20 protein-coding genes are annotated in these 22,336 nt (G+C 55.8%); 15 read left to right on the forward strand and 5 right to left on the reverse strand.

Annotation, left to right across the window (positions count from 1 at the left end):
- Positions 1 to 13 precede the first annotated feature (13 nt).
- From pabC to ptsG, 6 genes are all read left to right on the forward strand, one after another.
- Complete coding sequence (gene pabC / locus ACWKXT_RS01595; protein WP_454531501.1) at positions 14 to 829, forward strand: aminodeoxychorismate lyase; 816 nt, start codon at positions 14 to 16, stop codon at positions 827 to 829.
- Entirely contained in the window at positions 826 to 1,848 is a 1,023-nt protein-coding gene (gene yceG / locus ACWKXT_RS01600) for a cell division protein YceG (protein WP_454527213.1), read from the forward strand. Before pabC ends, yceG begins: the two co-directional genes overlap by 4 nt.
- Positions 1,838 to 2,479, forward strand: coding sequence for a dTMP kinase (gene tmk / locus ACWKXT_RS01605; protein ID WP_454527212.1), 642 nt, complete (start codon positions 1,838 to 1,840; stop codon positions 2,477 to 2,479). The genes yceG and tmk overlap by 11 nt, the downstream gene beginning before the upstream one ends.
- Positions 2,476 to 3,480: a DNA polymerase III subunit delta' gene (gene holB / locus ACWKXT_RS01610; protein WP_454531502.1), complete on the forward strand. Its 1,005-nt coding sequence runs from the start codon at positions 2,476 to 2,478 to the stop codon at positions 3,478 to 3,480. Before tmk ends, holB begins: the two co-directional genes overlap by 4 nt.
- A 10-nt stretch (positions 3,481 to 3,490) precedes the next feature.
- Positions 3,491 to 4,285, forward strand: a complete 795-nt coding sequence (locus ACWKXT_RS01615) for a metal-dependent hydrolase (RefSeq protein WP_454527211.1) — start codon at positions 3,491 to 3,493, stop codon at positions 4,283 to 4,285.
- Between the two features lie 297 nt (positions 4,286 to 4,582).
- Positions 4,583 to 6,016 (forward strand): PTS glucose transporter subunit IIBC, encoded by a 1,434-nt coding sequence (gene ptsG / locus ACWKXT_RS01620; RefSeq protein ID WP_028012724.1) that lies wholly within the window; start codon positions 4,583 to 4,585, stop codon positions 6,014 to 6,016.
- A 66-nt stretch (positions 6,017 to 6,082) separates the two neighbouring features.
- Here ptsG and fhuE read toward each other — a convergent pair whose 3' ends face one another.
- Positions 6,083 to 8,272, reverse strand: coding sequence for a ferric-rhodotorulic acid/ferric-coprogen receptor FhuE (gene fhuE / locus ACWKXT_RS01625; protein WP_454531503.1), 2,190 nt, complete (start codon positions 8,270 to 8,272; stop codon positions 6,083 to 6,085).
- Positions 8,273 to 8,623: 351 nt separating this feature from the next.
- On the opposite strand from fhuE, the gene hinT reads away from it, so the two are divergent.
- From hinT to ACWKXT_RS01665, 8 genes are all read left to right on the forward strand, one after another.
- Complete coding sequence (gene hinT / locus ACWKXT_RS01630) at positions 8,624 to 8,983, forward strand: purine nucleoside phosphoramidase (protein ID WP_006809243.1); 360 nt, start codon at positions 8,624 to 8,626, stop codon at positions 8,981 to 8,983.
- Between the two features lies 1 nt (position 8,984).
- Positions 8,985 to 9,359, forward strand: coding sequence for a YcfL family protein (locus tag ACWKXT_RS01635; protein WP_454527209.1), 375 nt, complete (start codon positions 8,985 to 8,987; stop codon positions 9,357 to 9,359).
- 13 nt (positions 9,360 to 9,372) lie between these two features.
- On the forward strand, positions 9,373 to 10,017 hold the full coding sequence (lpoB, locus tag ACWKXT_RS01640) for a penicillin-binding protein activator LpoB (protein WP_454531892.1): 645 nt from the start codon (positions 9,373 to 9,375) through the stop codon (positions 10,015 to 10,017).
- Entirely contained in the window at positions 9,998 to 10,822 is an 825-nt protein-coding gene (gene thiK, locus ACWKXT_RS01645; protein ID WP_454531504.1) for a thiamine kinase, read from the forward strand. Before lpoB ends, thiK begins: the two co-directional genes overlap by 20 nt.
- Positions 10,823 to 10,833: 11 nt before the next feature.
- The gene (gene nagZ, locus ACWKXT_RS01650) at positions 10,834 to 11,859 is read left to right on the forward strand and encodes a beta-N-acetylhexosaminidase (protein WP_045261820.1); all 1,026 of its coding nucleotides are present in this window, start codon (positions 10,834 to 10,836) and stop codon (positions 11,857 to 11,859) included.
- 34 nt (positions 11,860 to 11,893) lie between these two features.
- A complete protein-coding gene (gene ycfP / locus ACWKXT_RS01655) occupies positions 11,894 to 12,436 on the forward strand; it encodes an alpha/beta hydrolase YcfP (RefSeq protein WP_080327509.1) in 543 nt (180 codons plus the stop codon).
- A gap of 237 nt (positions 12,437 to 12,673) precedes the next feature.
- Positions 12,674 to 13,978, forward strand: coding sequence for an NAD(P)/FAD-dependent oxidoreductase (locus ACWKXT_RS01660; protein ID WP_454527207.1), 1,305 nt, complete (start codon positions 12,674 to 12,676; stop codon positions 13,976 to 13,978).
- Between the two features lie 193 nt (positions 13,979 to 14,171).
- Positions 14,172 to 14,711 carry a glycine zipper 2TM domain-containing protein gene (locus ACWKXT_RS01665; protein WP_028012731.1) on the forward strand — a complete coding sequence of 180 codons (540 nt, stop codon included), beginning with the start codon at positions 14,172 to 14,174 and terminating at the stop codon, positions 14,709 to 14,711.
- 60 nt (positions 14,712 to 14,771) lie between these two features.
- On the opposite strand, the gene ACWKXT_RS01670 is transcribed toward ACWKXT_RS01665, so the two are convergent.
- A complete protein-coding gene (locus ACWKXT_RS01670) occupies positions 14,772 to 15,407 on the reverse strand; it encodes a TetR/AcrR family transcriptional regulator (RefSeq protein WP_080327507.1) in 636 nt (211 codons plus the stop codon).
- A gap of 244 nt (positions 15,408 to 15,651) precedes the next feature.
- On the opposite strand from ACWKXT_RS01670, the gene bhsA reads away from it, so the two are divergent.
- Entirely contained in the window at positions 15,652 to 15,909 is a 258-nt protein-coding gene (bhsA, locus tag ACWKXT_RS01675; protein WP_023332711.1) for a multiple stress resistance protein BhsA, read from the forward strand.
- Between the two features lie 73 nt (positions 15,910 to 15,982).
- On the opposite strand, the gene ldtC is transcribed toward bhsA, so the two are convergent.
- From ldtC to ACWKXT_RS01690, 3 genes are all read right to left on the reverse strand, one after another.
- Positions 15,983 to 16,948, reverse strand: coding sequence for a L,D-transpeptidase LdtC (gene ldtC / locus ACWKXT_RS01680; RefSeq protein ID WP_454531505.1), 966 nt, complete (start codon positions 16,946 to 16,948; stop codon positions 15,983 to 15,985).
- 583 nt (positions 16,949 to 17,531) lie between these two features.
- Positions 17,532 to 20,978, reverse strand: a complete 3,447-nt coding sequence (gene mfd / locus ACWKXT_RS01685) for a transcription-repair coupling factor (protein WP_454531506.1) — start codon at positions 20,976 to 20,978, stop codon at positions 17,532 to 17,534.
- Positions 20,979 to 21,127: 149 nt separating this feature from the next.
- Complete coding sequence (locus tag ACWKXT_RS01690) at positions 21,128 to 22,201, reverse strand: acyltransferase family protein (protein ID WP_454531507.1); 1,074 nt, start codon at positions 22,199 to 22,201, stop codon at positions 21,128 to 21,130.
- Positions 22,202 to 22,336: the final 135 nt, after the last annotated feature.

The following is a 22,336-nucleotide window of genomic DNA, read 5'->3' on the forward strand; positions in this document are numbered from 1 at the left end:
ATAAGGAGCCACCATGTTTCTCATTAATGGCCTTGAGCAAGAAATGCTGCCGGCAAGCGACAGGGCGACCCAGTTCGGCGATGGCTGTTTCACCACTGCGCGTATTCTCGACGGCGGCGTGTGCCTGCTTGATGCCCATATCCGTCGTTTACAAAAAGCCTGTGAGACGTTATTGATCCCCTTCACGCAGTGGGACATTCTGGAGCGCGAGATGCGTCGGCTGGCGTCAGATAAAACAACCGGCGTCTTAAAAGTTATCCTCAGCCGCGGCAGCGGGGGGCGAGGGTATAGCGGTTCTGCCTGTCAGCATCCCACGCGGATTCTTTCCGTATCAGCGTATCCTGCTCACTATGCGCGCTGGCGTGAAGAGGGGGTGACGCTGACGCTGAGCCCGGTACGTCTGGGGCGAAACCCAATGCTCGCCGGAATAAAACATCTTAACCGCCTTGAACAGGTGCTTATTCGTACTCATCTTGAACAGACGGACGCCGATGAGGCGCTAGTCCTTGACAGCGAAGGGTTCATTACGGAATGCTGTGCGGCTAATTTACTCTGGCGAAAGGGCCGTGGCGTATTCACGCCTTCGCTGGAACAGGCTGGGGTTGACGGCATCATGCGCCAGTTTTGTTTGCAACAGCTGGCACATGCGGGTTTTCGCGTTGTCGAAGTAAACGCAAAGGAAGAAGCGCTGCTGTCCGCCGATGAAGTTGTTATCTGCAATGCGTTGATGCCTGTTGTGCCCGTTCGCGGTTATGACCACAGGTTCTGGTCATCCCGCGAGCTGTTCCAGTTTTTAGCCCCGATATGTGAGCAAACCAGATCGTCATGAAGAAAATGTTGCGCTTTGTCCTTCTCCTTATTGTTGCGCTGGGTATCGCTGGCGGAGCGGGAGTATGGAAAGTTCGCCAGCTGGCGGACAGTAAAATCCTGATTAAAGACGAAACGATTTTTACCCTTAAAGCCGGTACCGGGCGCGTTGCGCTGGGTGAACAGCTTTACGGGGACAAGGTCATTAACCGCCCGCGCGTATTTCAGTGGTTACTGCGCCTTGAGCCTGAACTCTCTCATTTCAAAGCCGGGACGTATCGCTTTACCCCAGACATGACCGTCAGGCAGATGCTCCAGTTGCTGGAAAGCGGTAAAGAGGCCCAGTTCCCGCTGCGCTTTGTTGAAGGAATGCGCTTAAGCGATTACCTCAAGCAGCTGCGCGACGCGCCTTACATCAAGCATACGCTAAAAGACGATCGTTATGAGACGGTCGCCGAGGTGCTGAAATTTGAACATCCTGAGTGGGTGGAAGGCTGGTTCTGGCCCGATACCTGGATGTACACGGCAGGGACGACGGATATTGCTATCCTCAAGCGCGCGCATAAAAAGATGGTTGCGGCCGTCGATGCCGCCTGGGAAGGTCGCGTGGAAGGTCTGCCATATAAAGATCAAAACCAGTTTGTCACAATGGCTTCGATCATTGAGAAAGAGACGGCGGTTGCGGCCGAGCGCGATCGTGTCGCCTCGGTATTTATTAACCGCCTGCGCATCGGCATGCGTCTGCAAACCGACCCCACCGTCATCTACGGTATGGGCGAGAGCTATGCCGGAAAGATCTCCAGAAAAGATCTGGAGACGCCAACGGCGTATAATACCTACGTGATTAGCGGCCTGCCGCCTGGGCCGATTGCGACACCGAGTGAAGCATCGCTCAAGGCCGCCGCGCACCCGGCCAAAACACCGTATCTCTATTTTGTGGCTGACGGAAAAGGCGGGCATACCTTTAATACCAACCTTGCCAGCCACAATCGCTCTGTTCAGGACTATCTGAAGGCACTTAAGGAAAAAAATGCGCAGTAAATACATTGTCATTGAGGGACTCGAAGGGGCGGGTAAAACCACCGCCCGTAACGTGGTGGTGGATACGCTGAAATCGCTTGGCGTCGCTGACATGGTCTTTACTCGCGAGCCGGGCGGTACGCAGCTGGCTGAAAAACTGCGCAGCCTGGTGCTGGATATTAAATCCGTTGGCGACGAGGTTATTACTGACAAAGCCGAAGTGCTGATGTTCTATGCGGCGCGCGTCCAACTGGTGGAGACGGTTATTAAACCTGCTCTGGCCGAAGGCAAGTGGGTGATCGGCGACCGTCACGATCTTTCTACTCAGGCGTATCAGGGCGGCGGACGTGGAATTGACCAGACGATGCTGGCAACGCTGCGCAATGCCGTACTGGGTGATTTCCGTCCCGACCTGACGCTCTATCTGGATGTGACCCCGGAAGTGGGCCTCAGGCGCGCCCGCGCGCGCGGCGAACTGGACCGCATTGAGCAAGAGTCCTTTGACTTCTTCAACCGCACGCGTGCACGTTATCTTGAACTGGCCGCACAGGACAGTTCAATTCGTACCATTGATGCCACGCAATCTCTGGACGACGTCACGCGCAACATTCAACAGACCGTTACGCAGTGGCTACAGGAGCAACAGGCATGAAATGGTACCCATGGTTGCGCCCGCACTTTGAACAGCTGATCGGCAGCTATCAGGCCGGGCGGGGGCATCATGCGTTACTGATTCAGGCATTGCCGGGAATGGGGGATGATGCGCTGATTTACGCCATCACCCGTTTCCTCATGTGCCAGCAGCCGGAAGGGCATAAGAGCTGCGGTAAATGCCGCGGCTGCCAGCTGATGCAGGCGGGCACGCATCCTGACTACTACACGCTTGAGCCTGAGAAGGGCAAAAGCGCGCTCGGCATTGATGCCGTGCGTGAAGTCAGCGAGAAACTGTACGAACATGCGCGTCTGGGCGGGGCAAAAGTGGTCTGGCTCAACGATGCCGCATTGCTTACCGAGGCTGCGGCGAACGCGCTGCTTAAAACCCTGGAAGAGCCGCCGGAAAAGACGTGGTTTTTCCTTTCCTGCCGGGACCCGGGACGATTGCTGGCGACGCTGCGCAGCCGTTGTCGTCTTCATCACCTGGCTGTGCCTCAGGAATCGTGGGCGTTAAGCTGGCTTGAGCGAGAGGTGACAACGTCACAGGACAGTGCGCTGTCTGCGCTGCGTCTGAGCAGCGGTGCGCCCGCTGCGGCGCTGGCGTTACTTCAGCCTGACGTCTGGTCTCAGCGCGAAACGCTCTGCCGGGCCGTCGAATCGTCTCTTAACCGCCAGGACTGGCTCAGCTTACTGCCTGCGCTTAACAGCGACCGGGCCGTTGAACGTCTGCACTGGCTGGCCTCTTTATTGCTTGATGCGCTAAAAATCCAGCAAGGGGCAACGCTGCTGACTAACCCGGACGCGTGGTCGCTGGTGAACATGCTGGCGAACCGCCTGTCAGGCACGTCTCTGCACGCTATCCTGCATGATGTTTGCCAGAGCCGCGAACAGCTTTTAACCGTGACGGGTCTTAATCGTGAGCTTTTACTGACCGACCAGTTACTGCGTATTGAACACTACCTGCAACCAGGCGTTACGCCGCCTGTTTCCCATCTCTGAGAGAGACATTATGTTTTTAGTCGACTCACACTGCCATCTTGATGGCCTGGATTACCAATCCCTGCATAAAAACGTGGATGACGTGCTCGCAAAAGCCGCCGCACGCGATGTGAAATTTTGTCTGGCCGTGGCAACGACGCTGCCGGGTTATCGCTCAATGCGTGAGCTGGTGGGCGTTCGCGATAACGTGGTTTTCTCCTGCGGCGTTCATCCGCTGAACCAGGATGAAAAGTACGAGGTGGAAGAGCTCCGTCGGCTGGCCGCAGAAGAGGGCGTCGTGGCGATGGGGGAAACCGGGCTGGATTATTTTTACACGCCGGAAACGAAAGCGCGCCAGCAGGAGTCCTTCCGCAACCATATCCGCATCGGCCGCGAACTGAACAAACCGGTCATTGTACATACCCGTGATGCGCGCGCCGATACGCTGGCGATCCTTCAGGAAGAAAACGTGACGGATTGCGGCGGCGTACTACACTGTTTCACAGAAGACAGAGAAACGGCGGGTAAACTGCTTGATTTAGGGTTTTATATTTCGTTTTCCGGGATCGTGACGTTCCGTAACGCTGAGCAGCTCCGTGATGCCGCGCGTTATGTCCCGCTCGATCGCATTCTGGTGGAAACAGACTCTCCGTATCTGGCGCCGGTACCGCATCGCGGTAAAGAGAACCAGCCGGCCATGACGCGAGACGTCGCAGAGTACATGGCCGTGCTTAAAGGCGTCAGTATTGAAGAGCTGGCCCGCGTCACGACGGAAAACTTCTCTGCGCTGTTCCATATAGACCCCGCCCGCCTGCAATCTGTCTGATACACCTGTTATTTTTAGGCTCGTAATTAATAAATAAAGCGAGTAAAGTTCACCGCCTCATTTAGGGCGGTGAAGGTGTTTTTAGACACATCCAGACATGATTTTTGTAAATAACTGAAAGTTTTTCGACCGCCTTAAGCTGAAACGTGATAGCCGTCAAACAAACTCAGAGGGAATTATTTTACTCTGTGTAATAAATAAAGGGCGCTTAGATGTCCTGTCCACGGCACGGTACTCCCCCCGGGCCAATGCGTGAAAGCGTAAAAAAAGCACAAATACTCAGGAGCACTCTCAATTATGTTTAAGAATGCATTTGCTAACCTGCAAAAGGTCGGTAAATCGCTGATGCTGCCAGTATCCGTACTGCCTATCGCAGGTATCCTGCTGGGTGTCGGTTCTGCAAACTTCAGCTGGCTGCCAGCCGTAGTTTCCCATGTGATGGCCGAAGCAGGCGGTTCCGTCTTTGCTAACATGCCTCTGATCTTCGCGATCGGTGTGGCGCTGGGCTTCACCAATAACGACGGCGTTTCTGCGCTGGCTGCAGTGGTTGCTTACGGCATCATGGTGAAAACCATGGCTGTGGTTGCGCCGCTGGTTCTGCATTTACCGGCAGAAGAGATTGCCGCGAAACACCTGGCAGATACCGGTGTTCTGGGCGGTATCATCTCCGGTGCGATTGCAGCGTATATGTTTAACCGCTTCTATCGCATCAAGCTGCCTGAGTATCTGGGCTTCTTCGCGGGCAAGCGTTTCGTTCCGATCATCTCTGGTCTGGCAGCGATTTTCACTGGCGTGATCCTGTCCTTCATCTGGCCACCAATCGGTTCCGCTATCCAGACCTTCTCTCAGTGGGCGGCTTACCAGAACCCAGTTGTGGCGTTTGGTATCTACGGCTTCATCGAGCGTTGCCTGGTGCCATTTGGTCTGCACCACATCTGGAACGTTCCATTCCAGATGCAGATTGGTGAATTCACCAACGCAGCAGGTCAGGTGTTCCACGGTGATATCCCACGTTACATGGCAGGCGACCCAACTGCAGGTAAACTGTCTGGTGGCTTCCTGTTCAAAATGTACGGTCTGCCGGCTGCTGCGATTGCAATCTGGCACTCTGCTAAACCAGAGAACCGTGCAAAAGTGGGCGGTATCATGATCTCCGCAGCGCTGACCTCGTTCCTGACCGGTATCACCGAGCCGATCGAGTTCTCCTTCATGTTCGTTGCGCCGATCCTGTACATCATCCACGCTGTACTGGCTGGCCTGGCGTTCCCAATCTGTATCCTGCTGGGTATGCGTGACGGTACGTCCTTCTCTCACGGTCTGATCGACTTTATCGTTCTGTCCGGTAACAGCAGCAAGCTGTGGCTGTTCCCAATCGTGGGCGCGTGCTACGCCGTTGTTTACTACACCATCTTCCGCGTGCTGATCAAAGCACTGGACCTGAAAACTCCGGGTCGTGAAGATGCAACTGAAGACAGCAAAGCAGGCGCGACCAGCGAAATGGCACCGGCACTGGTTGCTGCGTTCGGCGGTAAAGAGAACATCACTAACCTGGACGCGTGCATTACTCGTCTGCGTGTGAGCGTTGCCGACGTCGCGAAAGTAGACCAGCCGGGTCTGAAAAAACTGGGCGCAGCGGGTGTGGTTGTTGCAGGTTCTGGTGTTCAGGCTATCTTCGGTACTAAATCCGATAACCTGAAAACCGAAATGGATGAGTACATCCGCAACAGCTAAGCTGTGACCTGGGGAGACTAAGGCAGCCAAATGGCTGCCTTTTTTATTGCTGTGTTGTGCCAATACTCAGAAATCGTAGCTCGCGCTCACCGAGACGTTCAGCGGTGCGCCATAAACCACGTAAGAGCCGACGTAATCGTAATACTCTTTGTCGAACAGATTATTGACGTTAGCCTGGACGGCAAAATCTTTGGTGACCTGATAGCGGCTGAAGAGGTTAACCAGCCCGTAGCTGCCTTGCTCAGCACGGTCCCGGCCTGCCGGGCCGCCGTCCACATCCGTCCACACTTTGTTCTGCCAGTTTACGCCACCGCCCACCGTCAGCGCTGGCAGCATTGGCAGTTGATAACGGGTAAACAGCTTCATTGTCGTGCGCGGCTGATCGGAACTGACCGCGTTGCCGTTCTTATCTTCCGCGATGTAGCGGGTCGCGCCGAAGGTCAACTGCCAGTTATCGGTCAGGGCGCCGTTTAGCTCGAACTCAATCCCTTTACTGACCACGCCGTCCAGCGATTCATAAATCGACTCACCGCTCGGCATGTAGGTATAGGTGTTGCTCGCGACGTTATCCTGCTCAATGCGGAAAATCGCCAGCGATGTGGTCAGGCGGGTATTGAACCAGTCCGCCTTAACGCCAGCTTCGTAGCTTTTGCCCGTGGTTGGATCGAGATAGCGTCCGCTGGCGTCACGCTTGTCCTGCGGCTGGAAGATAGAGGTATAGCTGACGTAGGTCGACCAGTCTTCGTTGATGTCGTAGACCAGGCCCGCGTAAGGCGTTACGTCATCTTTGGTGCTTTCCAGACGGGTGTCAGGAGAGCCCGCCGGGTTATAGCGAATATTGTAGTTGGTGTAGCGCGCCCCGAGGATCAGGTGAAGCGGGTCGGCCAGCGAGAAGCGGGCGGAGGTATACGCTGAGGACTGGCGAATGTCGTCCTGGCTGTAGAGCTTCCACGGCGTCCACTGCGGGTCAGCAATGTTACCATTCCAGTTTTTGAAATTCCCCACATCAACCATACCGTACAGCGCATCCGGCATTCTGTTGTCATAATGGTTGCGCTGACGGCTAAAGCTGCCGCCGAACATCATTTCGTGCTGACGGCCAAAGAGATCGAAACCGCCGCGCAGGAAGGCGTCAACCGCATCCTGTTTACGTTCTCCACGGTTCCAGCCGCCGTAGCCCACCATGCCCGCCCCGGTCTCTTTATCCGGATAGCCGGACATATACATCAGTTTGGAGTCGAAGTTGGTCTCCGCGTGCATGCCGTTGACATGCGCTTCCCAGCCATTATCGAAACGCTGGGTTAGGTTAGCGAAGATGCGGGTGCTGTCCTTATCCGAATAAGCCCAGTCAGGTGCAACGGTCTGGCTGCGGTTGTAACCGGTTTTACTGCCGTCGCTGTACCAGGTTGGCAGCCCGCCCCATGTCGGGTCGGCGGTATGGCTTTCCTGATATTCGTAGCCCACCGAGAGGGTGGTGCTGTCGGTAACATCCGCATCCACCACGCCGTAGAGAAATTTTTTCCGGTAATGATAGTTATCCACGAAGCTGTCGTTATCCTGATAACCCGTAATCAGGCGTCCCCGTACCTTACCGGACTCTACCAGCGGTGCCTGGAGATCCAGCACGTAGCGCTGCTTGTCCCAGCTGCCGTAGCTGGCAGAGACATTTCCTTTGAATTCATTGCTGTCCGCATGCTTACGCACCATATTGACGTATGCCGCCGGGTTGCCCGTACCAGACATCAGGCCGGTTGCACCGCGTACCACTTCAATACGGTCGTAAATCGCGGTATCGGCGGCGGTATCACCAAAGTTCCACACCTCACTGATGGAGGTTGGCAGGTCGTCATACGCGTAGTTACTGACGAAAAATCCGCGCGAGTAAAATACAGTACGGTCGCTGTCCTGCACCTGCGCCGTTACGCCAGTGGTGTTAGTTAACACCTGACCTACGGACTGCAGGTTCTGATCGGCCATGCGCTGCTGGCTAATCACGCTGACGGACTGCGGGATATCGCGGGGAACCAGCAGCAGCTTTGTGCCGGTGGTGGTGGTTTTTACGCTGTAATCCCGGTCCTGACTTGCGGAAGGATCCTGCGTATTGTCAAAACCTCCATCCACGACGACGGTGTCTTCGGTTGTTGATGCAGCGAACGCGGCGGCTGGCGTCAATGCCATAGCAATGCAGACTGCCAGCAACGAAGGCGTTGCGACAGGCTGACGATGCCCATCCCTGGTGTGATTAATGAAAGACATTATCAAACCCTTATGAACGGTGAAGAGGGGTATGCGTCAGTCCCACAAGTACGGGCTGACGTCGTTTTCTATGTTAAAAATGCGCATGAAAATGCAAATGCGAAATATACGCATTGCTATTAATGCTGTAAACAGATGTGTCGACCGGAACTGAAATAATGTTTCAGCCCGTTAAGACGCGCGAGCGGTCACTCTTCAGTCAGCTGATGAATATTCAGGAAAGAATTCGGGGGAGGAGGTTGAAAGGACAGGAGAAACTCGCTCATACTCTTGAATTGTGTCACACACTCATCCAGAGAGTGTGTTAACAGCGGACGCATCGCGCCAGATTAAACTAAAAAGGAAAAGGTCATGGCTGAAGAAACGATTTTCAGTAAAATTATCCGCCGCGAAATCCCGTCGGATATCGTCTATCAGGATGAACTGGTGACGGCTTTCCGGGACATTTCCCCTCAGGCCCCGACGCACATCCTTATCATTCCCAATATTCTGATTCCGACCGTAAACGACGTAAAAACCGAGCACGAAGTGGCGTTAGGTCGTATGCTGACGGTGGCCGCGAAAATTGCTGAACAGGAAGGTATTGCGGAAGATGGTTACCGTCTGATCATGAACTGTAATCGCCATGGCGGCCAGGAAGTTTATCATATTCACATGCATCTGCTGGGTGGACGTCCGCTGGGACCGATGCTGGCTCACAAAGGTCTTTGACATGTTTAAAGGGCGTATTGCAGCGCTGGTAATGACGTTGGCTATTGCGGGGTGCAGCACGCGCCCGGCGATCCCCGTGAGTGATGAACAGACGCTGGTGATGGAATCCTCCGTGCTGGCTGCGGGCATCACGGCGCAACAGCCCGCGCTGACCATCAGTGAAATTAAATCTTCTGCCTCCTCTACGCTCTTTAACGAAAGAAATGAACCAGTGACGGTCCACTACCGTTTCTTCTGGTATGACGTAAGAGGTCTTGAAATGCACCCGCTGGAAGCGCCGCGCAGCGTCACTCTTCCGGCAAGGTCGTCGGTAACGCTCTATGACAGCGCCAGCTATCTGGGTGCGCATAAGGTGAGACTTTATCTTTATCTCTAAGGGGTGAACCTTGATTAAAACTATGAGCCGTTATGCGCTTGTGACCGCATTCGCGTTGTTCCTCGCAGGGTGTGTGACCCGAACTGAACAGCCTGCGCCTGTGGAAGAGGCTAAACCGGGTACTGAACAGCCGACACCGCCAACGCAGCAGCAGCCAACCGTGCCGTCTGTACCGTCTATTCCGTCACAGCCAGGCCCGATTGAACATCAGGACCAGACGTCACAGCCTACGCCGCGCGTGCGCCATTACGACTGGAACGGCGCGATGCAGCCGATGGTCGGTAAAATGCTTCAGGCACAGGGCGTGACGGCAGGCAGCGTGCTGCTGGTTGATAGCGTGAACAACCGTACCAATGGTTCACTAAACGCGGGTGAAGCGACCGAAACGCTGCGCAATGCGCTGGCAAACAACGGTAAGTTTACGCTGGTCTCTGCTCAGCAGCTCGCGGTAGCCAAACAGCAGCTGGGGCTGTCGCCGCAGGACAGTCTCGGTAGCCGCAGCAAGGCGATTGGCATTGCCCGCAACGTTGGCGCTCAGTATGTGCTGTACTCTAACGCGACCGGCAACGTGAATACCCCAGCCCTGCAGATGCAGCTGATGCTGGTTCAGACAGGCGAAATAATCTGGTCAGGTAAAGGTGCGGTTACGCAACAATGACGCCACGCGTGAAGAGATTCTGACGCGTTATTTTCCGCAGTACCGCCTTCTCGCGCCGCAGGCCCACTCCGGGCTTAGCGGCGCGAGTTGCATTATAGAGCAGGGCGCGCACCGTCTGGTCTTGCGGCAGAATCACGATCCCTTCGCCCCGGCTTTCCAGTTTCGCCGTCAGTTTCGCGCTCTCAGACGCCTTCCGTCGGATCTCGCGCCTGAACCCCGATTTTTCAGACAGGGCTGGATGGCCGTCGAGTATCTGGAGGGGGAGGTGAAAAGCGCGTTGCCGGAGACCCCGGCGCTTGCGGCGATGCTGTATCATCTGCACCGTCAACCGCGGCTGGGGTGGCGGGTCACCCTTCTGCCATTGCTGGAATACTACTGGCAGCAGGCTTCTCCGGGCAGACGAACGCCCGGCTGGCTTGCCCAACTTAAACGGCTGCGTAAAGCGGGCGAGCCGCAACCGATTCGGCTCTCACCACTCCATATGGATGTTCATGCCGGGAATATTGTGCACACGCCAGAGGGTGGCAGGCTTATCGACTGGGAATACGCCGGAGACGGCGATGTGGCGCTGGAGCTGGCCGCCGTCTGGACGGAAAGTGAAGCCGCGCGGCAGAAACTTATCAGAGAGTATGCCAGAGTGGCACATCTTGACGCCGACGCGCTGGAACGCCAGGTGAGACGCTGGCGCCCCTGGGTCATCATGCTGATGGCGGGCTGGTTTGAAATGCGTTTACAGCAGTCCAGAGAAAAACAATTTATTGCGCTGGCAGACGATGCCTGGCGACAGTTACAAACAAAAGGATAAGAGAGGTGAGTGTGGGTCCAGTCATGTTGGATGTTGAAGGGTTTGAGCTGGATGCGGAAGAGCGTGAAATTCTCGCACATCCGCTGGTGGGGGGCCTGATCCTGTTTACCCGCAACTATCACGATCCGGCGCAGCTGCGTGAACTGGTGCGTCAGATCCGCGCCGCGTCGCGCAATCACCTGGTGGTCGCCGTCGATCAGGAAGGCGGACGCGTACAGCGTTTTCGCGACGGTTTTACCCGCCTGCCGGCAGCCCAGTCCTTTGCCGCGCTGCTCGGCACGGAAGAGGGTGGAAAGCTGGCCCAGGAGGCCGGCTGGCTGATGGCCAGCGAAATGATTGCCATGGATATTGATATCAGCTTTGCCCCGGTACTGGATGTGGGCCACATCAGCGCCGCGATTGGCGAGCGCTCATACCATGAAGATCCGCGTATTGCGCTGGCAATGGCGACCCGTTTTATCGACGGCATGCACGAGGCGGGAATGAAAACCACCGGCAAACACTTCCCGGGCCACGGGGCGGTGACGGCGGATTCCCACAAAGAGACTCCGCGCGACCCGCGTCCGGAAGCGGAAATTCGCGCCAAAGATATGTCGGTATTCCGCTCGCTTATCACCGATAACAAGCTGGATGCCATTATGCCTGCGCACGTGATATACAGCGACGTTGACCCGCGTCCTGCCAGCGGCTCTCCGCACTGGCTGAAAACCGTTCTGCGCCAGGAACTGGGTTTCAACGGCGTTATTTTCTCCGACGATTTGTCGATGGAAGGGGCGGCAATTATGGGCAGCTATGCTGAACGCGGTCAGGCGTCGCTGGATGCAGGTTGCGATATGATCCTGGTCTGCAATAATCGTAAAGGTGCCGTTAGCGTGTTGGATAACCTGTCACCGATCAATGCAGAGCGTGTTACGCATTTGTATCATAAAGGTTCATTTAGCCGTCAGGAGCTGATGGATTCGGCGCGCTGGAAGTCGGTCAACGCCCGGCTTGAAGACCTGAATGAGCGCTGGCAGGCACATAAAGCCAGCCTGTAAACCCTCCCGGAAGGCGTAGCGTGGTGAGAAGACAATGATCATCTATTTACACGGTTTTGACTCAAACAGTCCTGGTAATCATGAGAAGGTGCTGCAGCTGCAGTTTATCGATCCCGATGTACGGCTGATCAGCTACAGTACGCGCCACCCGAAGCATGATATGCAGCATTTGCTCAAAGAGGTGGACAAAATGCTGCAGCTCAACGTCGACGATCGGCCGCTGATTTGCGGCGTAGGGCTGGGCGGCTACTGGGCGGAGCGGATTGGCTTCCTGTGCGACATCCGTCAGGTGGTCTTCAACCCTAACCTGTTCCCGAACGAGAACATGGAAGGCAAAATTGACCGCCCGGAAGAGTATGCCGATATTGCGACGAAGTGCGTGAGCAACTTCCGTGAGAAAAACCGCGATCGCTGTCTGGTGATCCTCTCGCGTAATGATGAAGCTCTGAACAGCCACCGGGCTGCAGAGCTGCTGCATCACTACTACGAGATCGTCTGGGACGAAGAGCAGACCCACAAGTTTAAGAATATCTCCCCGCATCTGCAGCGCATCAAGGCCTTCAAAACGTTGGGCTAAACCACTGCCTGCCACCTCAGGAACCCGGTCGCGAACGCGCACCGGGTTTCTTTTTGTCCAGAATTGTCTACTTTTAAGCCATCAAAACTTGATGCATATCAATTTTGGTATGACCAATGCGCCTGACGTGTTATTCTCAAAGCACCTGAATGGTTTCAGTGCTGTAACCTGTTGTTAATTAAGGGTTATTTTTATAACTTTTAATTAACAATTGGTTAATAATTTGAGGGGGTCACGTTGACTACGCCATTGAAAAAGATAGTGATTGTAGGCGGTGGTGCTGGCGGGCTGGAGCTGGCCACACAGTTGGGCAAGAAGCTGGGTCGCGGTAAAAAAGCCAAAATCACGCTGGTGGATCGTAACCACAGCCATCTGTGGAAACCGTTGTTGCACGAAGTGGCGACCGGTTCACTGGATGAGGGCGTGGACGCGCTGAGCTATCTGGCGCACGCGCGCAACCATCATTTCCAGTTCCAGCTGGGATCGGTGGTGGACATCAACCGTGAAAGCAAAACCATCACCCTGGCAGAGCTGCGTGATGAAAAAGGGGAGCTGCTGGTTCCTGAGCGCAAGCTGCCATATGACACGCTGGTAATGGCGCTGGGCAGTACCTCCAACGACTTCAACACACCGGGCGTGAAAGAGCACTGTATCTTCCTTGATAACCCGCACCAGGCGCGTCGTTTCCATCAGGAAATGCTGAATCTCTTCCTGAAGTACACCAGCAATCTGGGTGCGAATGGTAAGGTTAATATCGCCATCGTCGGCGGCGGCGCGACGGGCGTTGAGCTGTCTGCGGAGCTGCACAATGCGGTGAAGCAGCTGCACAGCTACGGTTACAAAGGGTTAACCAACGACGCGCTGAACGTGACGCTGGTTGAAGCGGGCGAACGCATCCTGCCTGCGCTGCCTCCGCGTATTTCCGGTGCGGCGCACAATGAACTCACTAAACTGGGCGTGCGCGTACTGACGCAGACTATGGTGACCAGCGCTGACGAAGGTGGCCTGCACACTAAAGACGGCGAGTACATCAAGGCGGATCTGATGGTCTGGGCGGCAGGTATCAAAGCGCCTGACTTTATGAAAGATATCGGTGGTCTGGAAACGAACCGCATTAACCAGCTGGTCACCGAGCCGACGCTGCAAACCACGCGTGACCCTGAAATCTTCGCTATCGGTGACTGTGCCTCCTGCGCACGTCCTGAAGGTGGCTTTGTGCCGCCGCGCGCGCAGGCTGCTCACCAGATGGCAAGCCTGGTGCTGCACAACATCCTGGCGCAGTACAAAGGCAAGCCAATGAAAGCCTATGTCTACAAAGATCACGGCTCTCTGGTATCGTTGTCAAACTTCTCTACCGTCGGCAGCCTGATGGGCAACCTGATGCGCGGCTCAATGATGGTAGAAGGGCGCATTGCCCGCTTCGTGTATATCTCCCTGTACCGTATGCACCAGATTGCGCTGCACGGCTACTTCAAAACCGGGCTGATGATGCTGGTGGGCAGAATCAACCGCGTGATCCGACCGCGTCTGAAGCTCCACTAATCTTTCACTCCCTCCGGGCCCTCCGGAGGGAGTTTTTAGCATTTCATGCTGCAGATCACAGTTTGATTGCTTAAGAGTTCTCCTAAACACGATATATCTCTCCTCGACGTCCACTTTTTGATCCTTTGTCTGATTGGCGAAGCCGTGCCTCCATTGCAAAATTGTTACCAATAGCAACAAAGGAGGAAGTCCCGTGAATAAATCAATGTTGGCGGGTATAGGGATTGGTGTCGCAGCTGCGTTAGGTGTGGCTGCCGTTGCCAGTCTCAACGTATTAGATCGCGGCCCGCAGTATGCGCAGGTGGTTTCTGCTACTCCAATTAAAGAAACCGTGAAAACCCCTCGTCAGGAGTGCCGTAACGTCTCCGTGACCCATCGTCGTCCGGTCCAGGATGAAAACCGTATTGCCGGCTCTGTTCTGGGTGCGGTAGCAGGTGGTGTGATTGGCCACCAGTTTGGCGGCGGTCGGGGTAAAGATGTCGCGACCGTGGTCGGCGCGCTGGGTGGCGGCTATGCCGGTAACCAGGTGCAGGGTGCGATGCAGGATAACGATACCTACACCACGACTCAGCAGCGCTGCAAAACAGTCTATGACAAGTCGGAAAAAATGCTGGGCTATGACGTGACGTACAAAATTGGCGATCAGCAGGGCAAAATCCGCATGGATAAAGACCCGGGCACCCAAATTCCACTGGATGGAAACGGCCAGCTGGTACTGAATAACAAAGCGTAAAAAAGATGTTCTCTGAACTTAGCTCCTCAAGCGCTCAGGCTGAGGAGCTTTTTTTTTGCGTCAGATTTTCAGCAGTTCAGGCCACAGGCGTAGCGTGGTGTCGCTAATATTCTGTAGTTTTTCCAGCGTCGCCCCTTCACGAGCGCTGATCGACATTCCCTGCAAAATGCAGCTCAGATACTGCGCCAGCATCTGAGGCTGGCAGTGCGCGGGAATTTCACCGCGCTGCTGACGCTGCGCCAGAAATGCGCTGAGCGTCTCCTCCTGCATCGCATGACGCGATTTCACCGTTTTGGCGATCTCTTTTGACGATGCCGCCAGGGTGGCAGAGGTGTTTATCATAAAGCAGCCCGCAGGCGTCTCTTTACTGGTGAAGCAGGTGGCGACGGCAGTGAAGTAGTCCCGTAGCGCCTGTTCCACGCTTTTCTCTTCACAAAAAAGTTGGGCCTCGTGTTTCGCCGCAAAGCGGGAAATGTATCTGTCCAGCACCGCTCTGAACAGCCCCTCTTTATTGGTGAATTCCGCATACAGCGTCGGCGCTTTGGCTCCGGTCGCTTCGACCAGATCGGAAAGCGAGGTCGCTTCATACCCGTATTGCCAGAAGAGCGTCATGGCCTTATCAAGCGCGGCATCCCTGTCAAACACTTTTGGACGGCCACGGCTTTTCTTCGCACAACTCGTGACGTCGGTTGTCATTTGCCGTTGGTCCTCTGTTGGTTTGTTGAATAACCATTATAAAAATAAACGCTACCCATCACCAGCGCTGAATGCTTAAAAATAAATTAATCATATACGTATGAAAAATAACGACTTTAAAATTTAATTAATGTTCGTTATAAAATTATATTGACGCGTGAGCTGGGTCACATTTATGATTTACCTATCGATCGTTAACTAAATAGCTAACGACCTCCAAATTCATCTGCCAAAGGTAAACATCATGAAAAACGTAAAAACCCTCATCGCTGCTGCTGTACTGAGTTCACTCTCTTTCGCAAGCTTTGCTGCTGTACAGGTGCAATCTACCCCAGCCGATCAGCATAAAGTCGGGACGATCTCTGCCTCTGCCGGTACTAACCTGGGTTCACTGGAAGATCAGCTGGCACAAAAAGCGGAAGCAATGGGTGCCAAATCCTATCGCATCACCTCTGTAACCGGTCCTAACACCCTGCACGGCACGGCTGTTATCTACAAATAAGCCGGGCATAAACCCTCATTTATGCCACTGCAATAAAAAACGCCCTGCTAAGCAGGGCGTTTTTCTTTCTGTATTACATCGACTGTTGGGTGACATTCTGGTGCCGGGTAACATCGGTCGGCATGCCTGACCGGGCTTCCATCGCGCGCTCCATCACCAGGCTATCGGTATTCGCATTCGTTTTGAAGCTCACCATAGCGGCATTCAGGTTGATGGGCAGCGTCTGCGGATCGTCGCCAATGTTTTTCGATAACGGCTGGTGAATCTCAACCAGCCGCACGCCACCTGGCTCCTCTGAGACCTTTATCGGCGTGTTGATAATATTTACTTTGGTCCCCGGCGTAACGATGTTAAACAGCGTTTTGATATCGTCATCGCGCAGACGAATACAGCCGGAGCTGACGCGCATCCCGATGCCAAAATCCGCGTTCGTACCGTGCAGCAGGTAAACGCCGCCGTATGCGGCAAGGCGGATCGCGTGGTGACCCATCGGGTTATCCGGGCCTGCCGGCACTACAGCGGGGAGGTCAATGCCCTGTGCTTTATAGCGGGCGCGAATGTTGGCCGTCGGGGTCCAGGTTGGATTCGCACGTTTATCTGAGACGGTGGTAACCATCGTCGGCGTCAGGGTATCGCCGCCCAGCTGACCAATACCGATAGGGTATACTGTCACTTCTTTTTTGCCCGGCGGATAATAATAGAGACGCAACTCTGCAAGGTTAATCACGATCCCCTCACGCGGGGCATCCGGCAGGATAGTCTGTAACGGTATGGTCAGTACGCTGCCCGCGCGCGGGACATACGGATCGACGCCAGGGTTCGACTGCAGCAGAGCCAGAAAACCGACGTTATATTTTTTGGCTATTGCTTCCAGTGAGCCACCATTGTTTTCAACCACATGAAAGCGGTTTTCGCCTACGACCTTGCTGCCGGGCGGCGGCAGGGGCCAGGTGTTTGCCCGCGCAGGAAGCGCAACCGCGACGGTGGCTGCCAGCGCAAACAGGGTTATCCAGCGAGTAAAACGCGAAGAGGTCATCATCACCATAATCCATATAAATGATAAGGTTATTGTTTTATAAGGCGTTAATGATAATTATGGCGAATGGGTGTGTCGGGAAGATCGGGTGAAGTGCAAAGAGTTTGTAAATTGTCCCCCCGTAGCGCTGGGCTAACAGGGGGAAGGGATCCCATAAAATAATGCCTGCACGGACGACCCCCTCTCCCTTGAGGGAGAGGGCTGGGGTGAGGGGGAACATACGGCTCTGGTGGTCATTCCGTTCACTTTATGTTCCTTGCTACTCTGTAACGACATGACCTGTGAACGTGCCAGGGTGGCTCAATCGCCACCACCCTGGCGACCCGGGCTCCCGGCGGTAAATCGCCGCTACGCGGTACCTTCGGCTTATTCCTTCCGGCTTTTCGGGGACGGGCGGAGGTAACATCCCTGTAAAGCCCGCCCTCTCGGCGCATCCCTGCGCCTCGCCCCGGCCTGCAGGAAACGCCTCAGCGATTTACAGCCGGACCAGGGTGTCGCTGTAAGCTATTCATTTTCCGGAAGCAACTTTCATCGCTTCCGGTTAATAAACTACTGGGATTTTCTCAGTTAACAGGGGGAATGGAGGTTATGCGATCGCGTTCTCTTCCAGCTGCCGCATAAAGTTACGCACCCAGTCCATGCGGGTTTTGCGCTCCGTCAGCTCCTGGGTAAATTTCAGACGCGTTGGACCATCCAGACGGAAATGCTGCGGCTGTTTTTGCAGCAGGCCGATCAGCCACATCGGGTTGACGTGGTTCTTCTCGGCAAATTCAATCACGCCGCCTTTTTCATTGCCTTCGAGCTTGCGAATGCCCAGCTTCTGCGCCTGCTGACGCAGGCGAGCGATATCCAGCAGGTTACGCGCCGCATCGGGCAGCAGGCCGAAGCGGTCGATCAGCTCCACCTTAATCTCTTCCAGCTCGCTTTCACTCTTCGCGCTGGCGATGCGTTTATAGAACGACAGGCGGGTATTCACGTCCGGAATGAAATCGTCCGGCAGCAGGGAAGGCATTCGCAGCTCGACCTCAGTCTGCTGGCTGGTGAGATCCTCCAGCGACGGCTCGCGCCCGGCCTTCAGGGCGTCCACCGCGTTCTCCAGCAGTTCCATATAGAGCGAGAAACCGATGGTCTCCATGGAGCCGCTCTGGTCTTCACCCAGCAGCTCACCGGCACCGCGGATCTCAAGATCGTGCGTGGCCAGCGCGAAGCCTGCGCCGAGGTCTTCCAGCGACGCGATGGCTTCCAGGCGCTTTTGCGCGTCGGTGGTCATCGCTTTCGGATGCGGCGTCAGCAGCCATGCGTAGGCCTGGTGATGCGAACGCCCGACGCGGCCGCGCAGCTGGTGGAGCTGAGCCAGACCAAAGTGATCCGCACGTTCGATGATAATGGTGTTCGCGGTCGGAATGTCGATACCGGTTTCAATGATGGTTGTGCACACCAGCACGTTAAAGCGCTGGTGGTGGAAGTCGTTCATTACCCGCTCCAGCTCGCGCTCGCGCATCTGGCCGTGACCGATAGCAATGCGCGCTTCCGGCACCAGCTCTGCCAGCCTGTCGGCGGCTTTCTGGATATTTTCGACGTCGTTATACAGATAATACACCTGGCCGCCGCGCAGCACTTCACGCAGGATCGCCTCGCGCACCACCAGGTTGTCATACTCGCGGACAAAGGTTTTCACCGCCAGACGACGCGCCGGCGGCGTAGCGATAATCGACAGATCGCGCATGCCGCTCATCGCCATGTTCAGCGTACGCGGGATTGGCGTGGCGGTCAGGGTCAGGATGTCGACGTCGGCGCGCATCGCTTTGATGCGCTCTTTATGGCGTACCCCGAAGCGGTGCTCCTCGTCAACGATCAGCAGCCCCAGATCTTTCCACTTCACGTCGCTTTGCAGCAGCTTGTGGGTGCCAATCAGGATATCGATCTTGCCTTCGCTTGCCTGTTCCAGAATCTGCGTCTGCTCTTTGGCGCTGCGAAAACGCGAGAGCATCTCAATGCGCACCGGCCAGTTGGCGAATCGGTCGCGGAAGTTGTCGAAGTGCTGCTGAGCGAGCAGGGTGGTTGGCACCAGCACCGCCACCTGCTTGTTGTTTTCAACCGCAAGGAAGGCGGCGCGCATCGCCACTTCGGTTTTTCCGAAGCCGACGTCGCCGCAGACTAAGCGGTCCATCGCCAGGGGCTGGCACATGTCGCTCAGCACGGCGTTAATGGCCTGGGCCTGATCCGGCGTGGTTTCAAACGGGAAGCTGTCGCAGAACAGCTGGTACTGTTCCTTATCGTGCTTAAAGGCGAAGCCCTCTTTGGCCGCGCGCTGGGCGTAGATATCCAGCAGCTCGGCCGCCACGTCGCGCACTTTTTCCGCAGCCTTCTGGCGCGCGCGCGCCCAGGCATCGCCGCCCAGCTTGTGCAGAGGCGCATTGTCTTCGGCACCGCCCGCGTAGCGGCTGATCAGATGGAGGGAGGAGACCGGGACATACAGTTTGGCGTCGTTAGCGTAGGTCAGCATCAGGTATTCACCTTTGATGCCGCCCGCTTCCAGCGTGGTCATCCCCTGATAGCGCCCAACGCCATGTTCCAGGTGAACAATCGGCTGGCCCGGATGCAGTTCGGCCAGGTTGCGGATCAGCGTGTCCGGGTTGATGGTCCGACGGCTGTCCTGACGACGGCGCGCGACGCGCTCGCCCAGCAGGTCGCTTTCGCAAATCAGCGCCAGGTTGTTGAGCGTGTCAATGAACCCGTGCTCGGCGGCACCAATCATCAGGTAACGACCGTTGCCGGTCGCTTCGCTCAGGCGAAGAATGCGCTTCGGCGCCACCTTAATGCGCCCCAGCAGCTCACCGAGCGCCTCGCGGCGGCCTTCACTCTCGACGGAGAACACCACCGGGCCGGTAAAGGACTCCAGGAACTTGCGCAGATTATCCAGCGGGGATTTCTGCTGCGCCTGAACGGACAGGTCCGGCAGCGTGCGGAAGGCGAGGTTAGTGTTAGCGGCCTTATCGGCAAGCGAATCTGTTTTCAGCTGCATGCGTGGCCAGCGCTTCAGCTCGGCGTTGAGCTCGTCGGTGCGCAGCCACAGCGCTTCTGGCGGGAGCAGCGGACGCATCGGGTCAACGCCACGGTTTTCAAAGCGGGCGCGGGTTTCGCTTTCAAAGCGGCTGGCGCTGGCGTCGATATCACCGGTGTTTACAATCAGCGTATTCGCCGGGAAGTAGCTGAACAGAGCGGGCAGCGGCTCGCTGAAGAACAGCGGCTGCCAGTATTCGATCCCGGCCGGGAGCGTGCCTTTGCTGACCTGCTGATAAATATGCTCCGCATCACGCTTCACGTCGAACCTGTCGCGCCACTGGCTGCGGAACAGCTCAATGGCGGTTTTGTCCGTCGGGAACTCGTGCGCAGGCAGCAGATTGATCGATTCCACCTCTTCAAGCGTACGCTGGGTGTCGGCGTCGAACACGCGCAGGCTGTCGATTTCGTCATCAAAGAAATCCAGACGATACGGCTGGTCGCTTCCCATTGGGTAAAGGTCAAGCAGCGCGCCACGGGTGGCGTATTCCCCGTGCTCCATCACCTGATCGACATGGCGATATCCGGCACCGTCAAGCTGCGCGCGCAGGGCATCGCGCGACAGGCGCTGGCCTTTTTTCATCACCAGCGCGTGGCCGTGAAGATAGCTGTGCGGGCAGACGCGCTGCATCAGGGTATTTACCGGCACAATCAGCACGCCGCGCTGCATGGTCGGAAGCTGATACAGCGTCGACAGGCGCGAGGAGATGATCTCCTGATGCGGAGAGAAACTGTCATACGGCAGCGTTTCCCAGTCGGCCAGGCTGAACACCAGGCTATCGGTGAACTGGCGAATTTCATCGTGCAGGCGCAGGGCGTTTTGCATATCCGGGGCGACAAGGATCACCGGGCCAGGATGACGCTCAGCGATTTCTGCTACCAGCGTGGCGCACGCCGCGCCCGTGAGTTCACCCAGCTGGCGCTGGTCGCCCGCTTTGACAGGCAAGGAATAACGATAGTGTTCAGGCATGGCTATGTCAGAGTCTCTTGTGGATATACCAACAGTATTGGGGCATATCACTGATACGCAATGTCTTTATTATCCTCGATCGTTTTGCATAAGCAAATCGTAACCGCACGGCAGGGCTAAACGCCCCCGAAACGGGGGCGGGGAGGGCATTAACGCGTGGAGGGTGAGAGGGGCAGCGTAGACGGAGGAGAGAAGAAAACGTCACCAAACAGCGCGGTAGATATTTTTCGCACCCCAAGCCCGGCAAGGGTACAGATAAGCAGGCTGGCAAACGGGTAGACCAGCACTAAGGTGAGCTCTGCCCAGACCGGCCACGAGGCGGCGTTCATCTCGCCAATCAGGAACAGGCTAAACGCCTCAATTAAAATACGGTGGGTGGTATAAATCGCGATAGTGTTTGAGCCAATCACGTTCAGCAGGTTATTAGGATGTACGGCATAGCGCTGCTCAAGGCTGTAAAACAGCTTCATGATTAGCACAATCGACAGCAGGGAAAGCAGGAGAGGAACGTTTGCAAACCACAGCACCACGGAGACGGCAGCAAAAGCGCTGGTTGCCAGCCAGATGCGGCGCAGGTTGACGCTTTTCATCCACGCCATCAGCTCTGCGCCATACCATGCCCCAAGGCTGTAGTAGATCATGTTGCGTACCACGCTGTTCATCCCCCACCATGGCAGCGGCAGGAAGTTGATCGCGATACTCGCCAGCGCCAGCAATACGAGTACCGGTAGCTTCCAGCGGCTCAGCAGTTTACACAGCGTGAAGTAGACCACCAGAGCATACAGATACCACAGGCTGGTGCTGGCGGTGACCATCCCCAGCACAAATCCTGAGAACGAGTCGGCGTAGGCCGCGTTCGACGAGGTGGCAAGCTCACGCTCGGGTGCCAGCCAGGCGTTCAGATGGGTCAGTGCCTGCCATTGCAGAATGCCCCACAGTGCCAGCACCCAGACGATGCTCCAGATCCGCTTGTCGAGGCTGGTGCGCCAGTCCACCTCATCAATATAACGACGGATCAGATAGCCGGAGATAAAGAAGAAGACCGGCATACGGAACGGCGCGAGATAGAGGTTAAAATAGACCCAGCATTTCGCCAGGAGCCCAGAGAGCGGGTGTTGCAGCCCGCTCAGATGCGGGTAGAAGGTGATGACCGAATGATAGATAACCACCAGGCAGATACAGAGCCCTTTTATCTGGTTAATCCATAATGCTTTTTGCTTCATTGTTCGCGACTACCTTATTGCCATAAACGAACGAGCAATTGTTGTTAAACGGAACCGGGATGTAACGGGTAACAGTCTGTATCAGGTCGTTTTTCGGAAAAGGTGGAGACTGCGAGGCGAGGATTCAGCCAATAG

It is taken from the genome of Enterobacter sp. UPMP701 (assembly GCF_053709515.1).

Excerpts from the sequence above, each read along its gene's own strand:
- ACWKXT_RS01670 (WP_080327507.1), bottom strand. The coding sequence starts at position 15,407 with ATGACAACCGACGTCACGAGTTGTGCGAAGAAAAGCCGTGGCCGTCCA.
- ldtC (WP_454531505.1), bottom strand. The coding sequence starts at position 16,948 with ATGATGACCTCTTCGCGTTTTACTCGCTGGATAACCCTGTTTGCGCTG.
- fhuE (WP_454531503.1), bottom strand. The coding sequence starts at position 8,272 with ATGTCTTTCATTAATCACACCAGGGATGGGCATCGTCAGCCTGTCGCA.
- holB (WP_454531502.1), top strand. The coding sequence starts at position 2,476 with ATGAAATGGTACCCATGGTTGCGCCCGCACTTTGAACAGCTGATCGGC.
- mfd (WP_454531506.1), bottom strand. The coding sequence starts at position 20,978 with ATGCCTGAACACTATCGTTATTCCTTGCCTGTCAAAGCGGGCGACCAG.
- hinT (WP_006809243.1), top strand. The coding sequence starts at position 8,624 with ATGGCTGAAGAAACGATTTTCAGTAAAATTATCCGCCGCGAAATCCCG.
- ACWKXT_RS01690 (WP_454531507.1), bottom strand. The coding sequence starts at position 22,201 with ATGAAGCAAAAAGCATTATGGATTAACCAGATAAAAGGGCTCTGTATC.
- tmk (WP_454527212.1), top strand. The coding sequence starts at position 1,838 with ATGCGCAGTAAATACATTGTCATTGAGGGACTCGAAGGGGCGGGTAAA.
- ACWKXT_RS01635 (WP_454527209.1), top strand. The coding sequence starts at position 8,985 with ATGTTTAAAGGGCGTATTGCAGCGCTGGTAATGACGTTGGCTATTGCG.
- ycfP (WP_080327509.1), top strand. The coding sequence starts at position 11,894 with ATGATCATCTATTTACACGGTTTTGACTCAAACAGTCCTGGTAATCAT.
- ACWKXT_RS01615 (WP_454527211.1), top strand. The coding sequence starts at position 3,491 with ATGTTTTTAGTCGACTCACACTGCCATCTTGATGGCCTGGATTACCAA.
- ptsG (WP_028012724.1), top strand. The coding sequence starts at position 4,583 with ATGTTTAAGAATGCATTTGCTAACCTGCAAAAGGTCGGTAAATCGCTG.
- yceG (WP_454527213.1), top strand. The coding sequence starts at position 826 with ATGAAGAAAATGTTGCGCTTTGTCCTTCTCCTTATTGTTGCGCTGGGT.
- bhsA (WP_023332711.1), top strand. The coding sequence starts at position 15,652 with ATGAAAAACGTAAAAACCCTCATCGCTGCTGCTGTACTGAGTTCACTC.
- pabC (WP_454531501.1), top strand. The coding sequence starts at position 14 with ATGTTTCTCATTAATGGCCTTGAGCAAGAAATGCTGCCGGCAAGCGAC.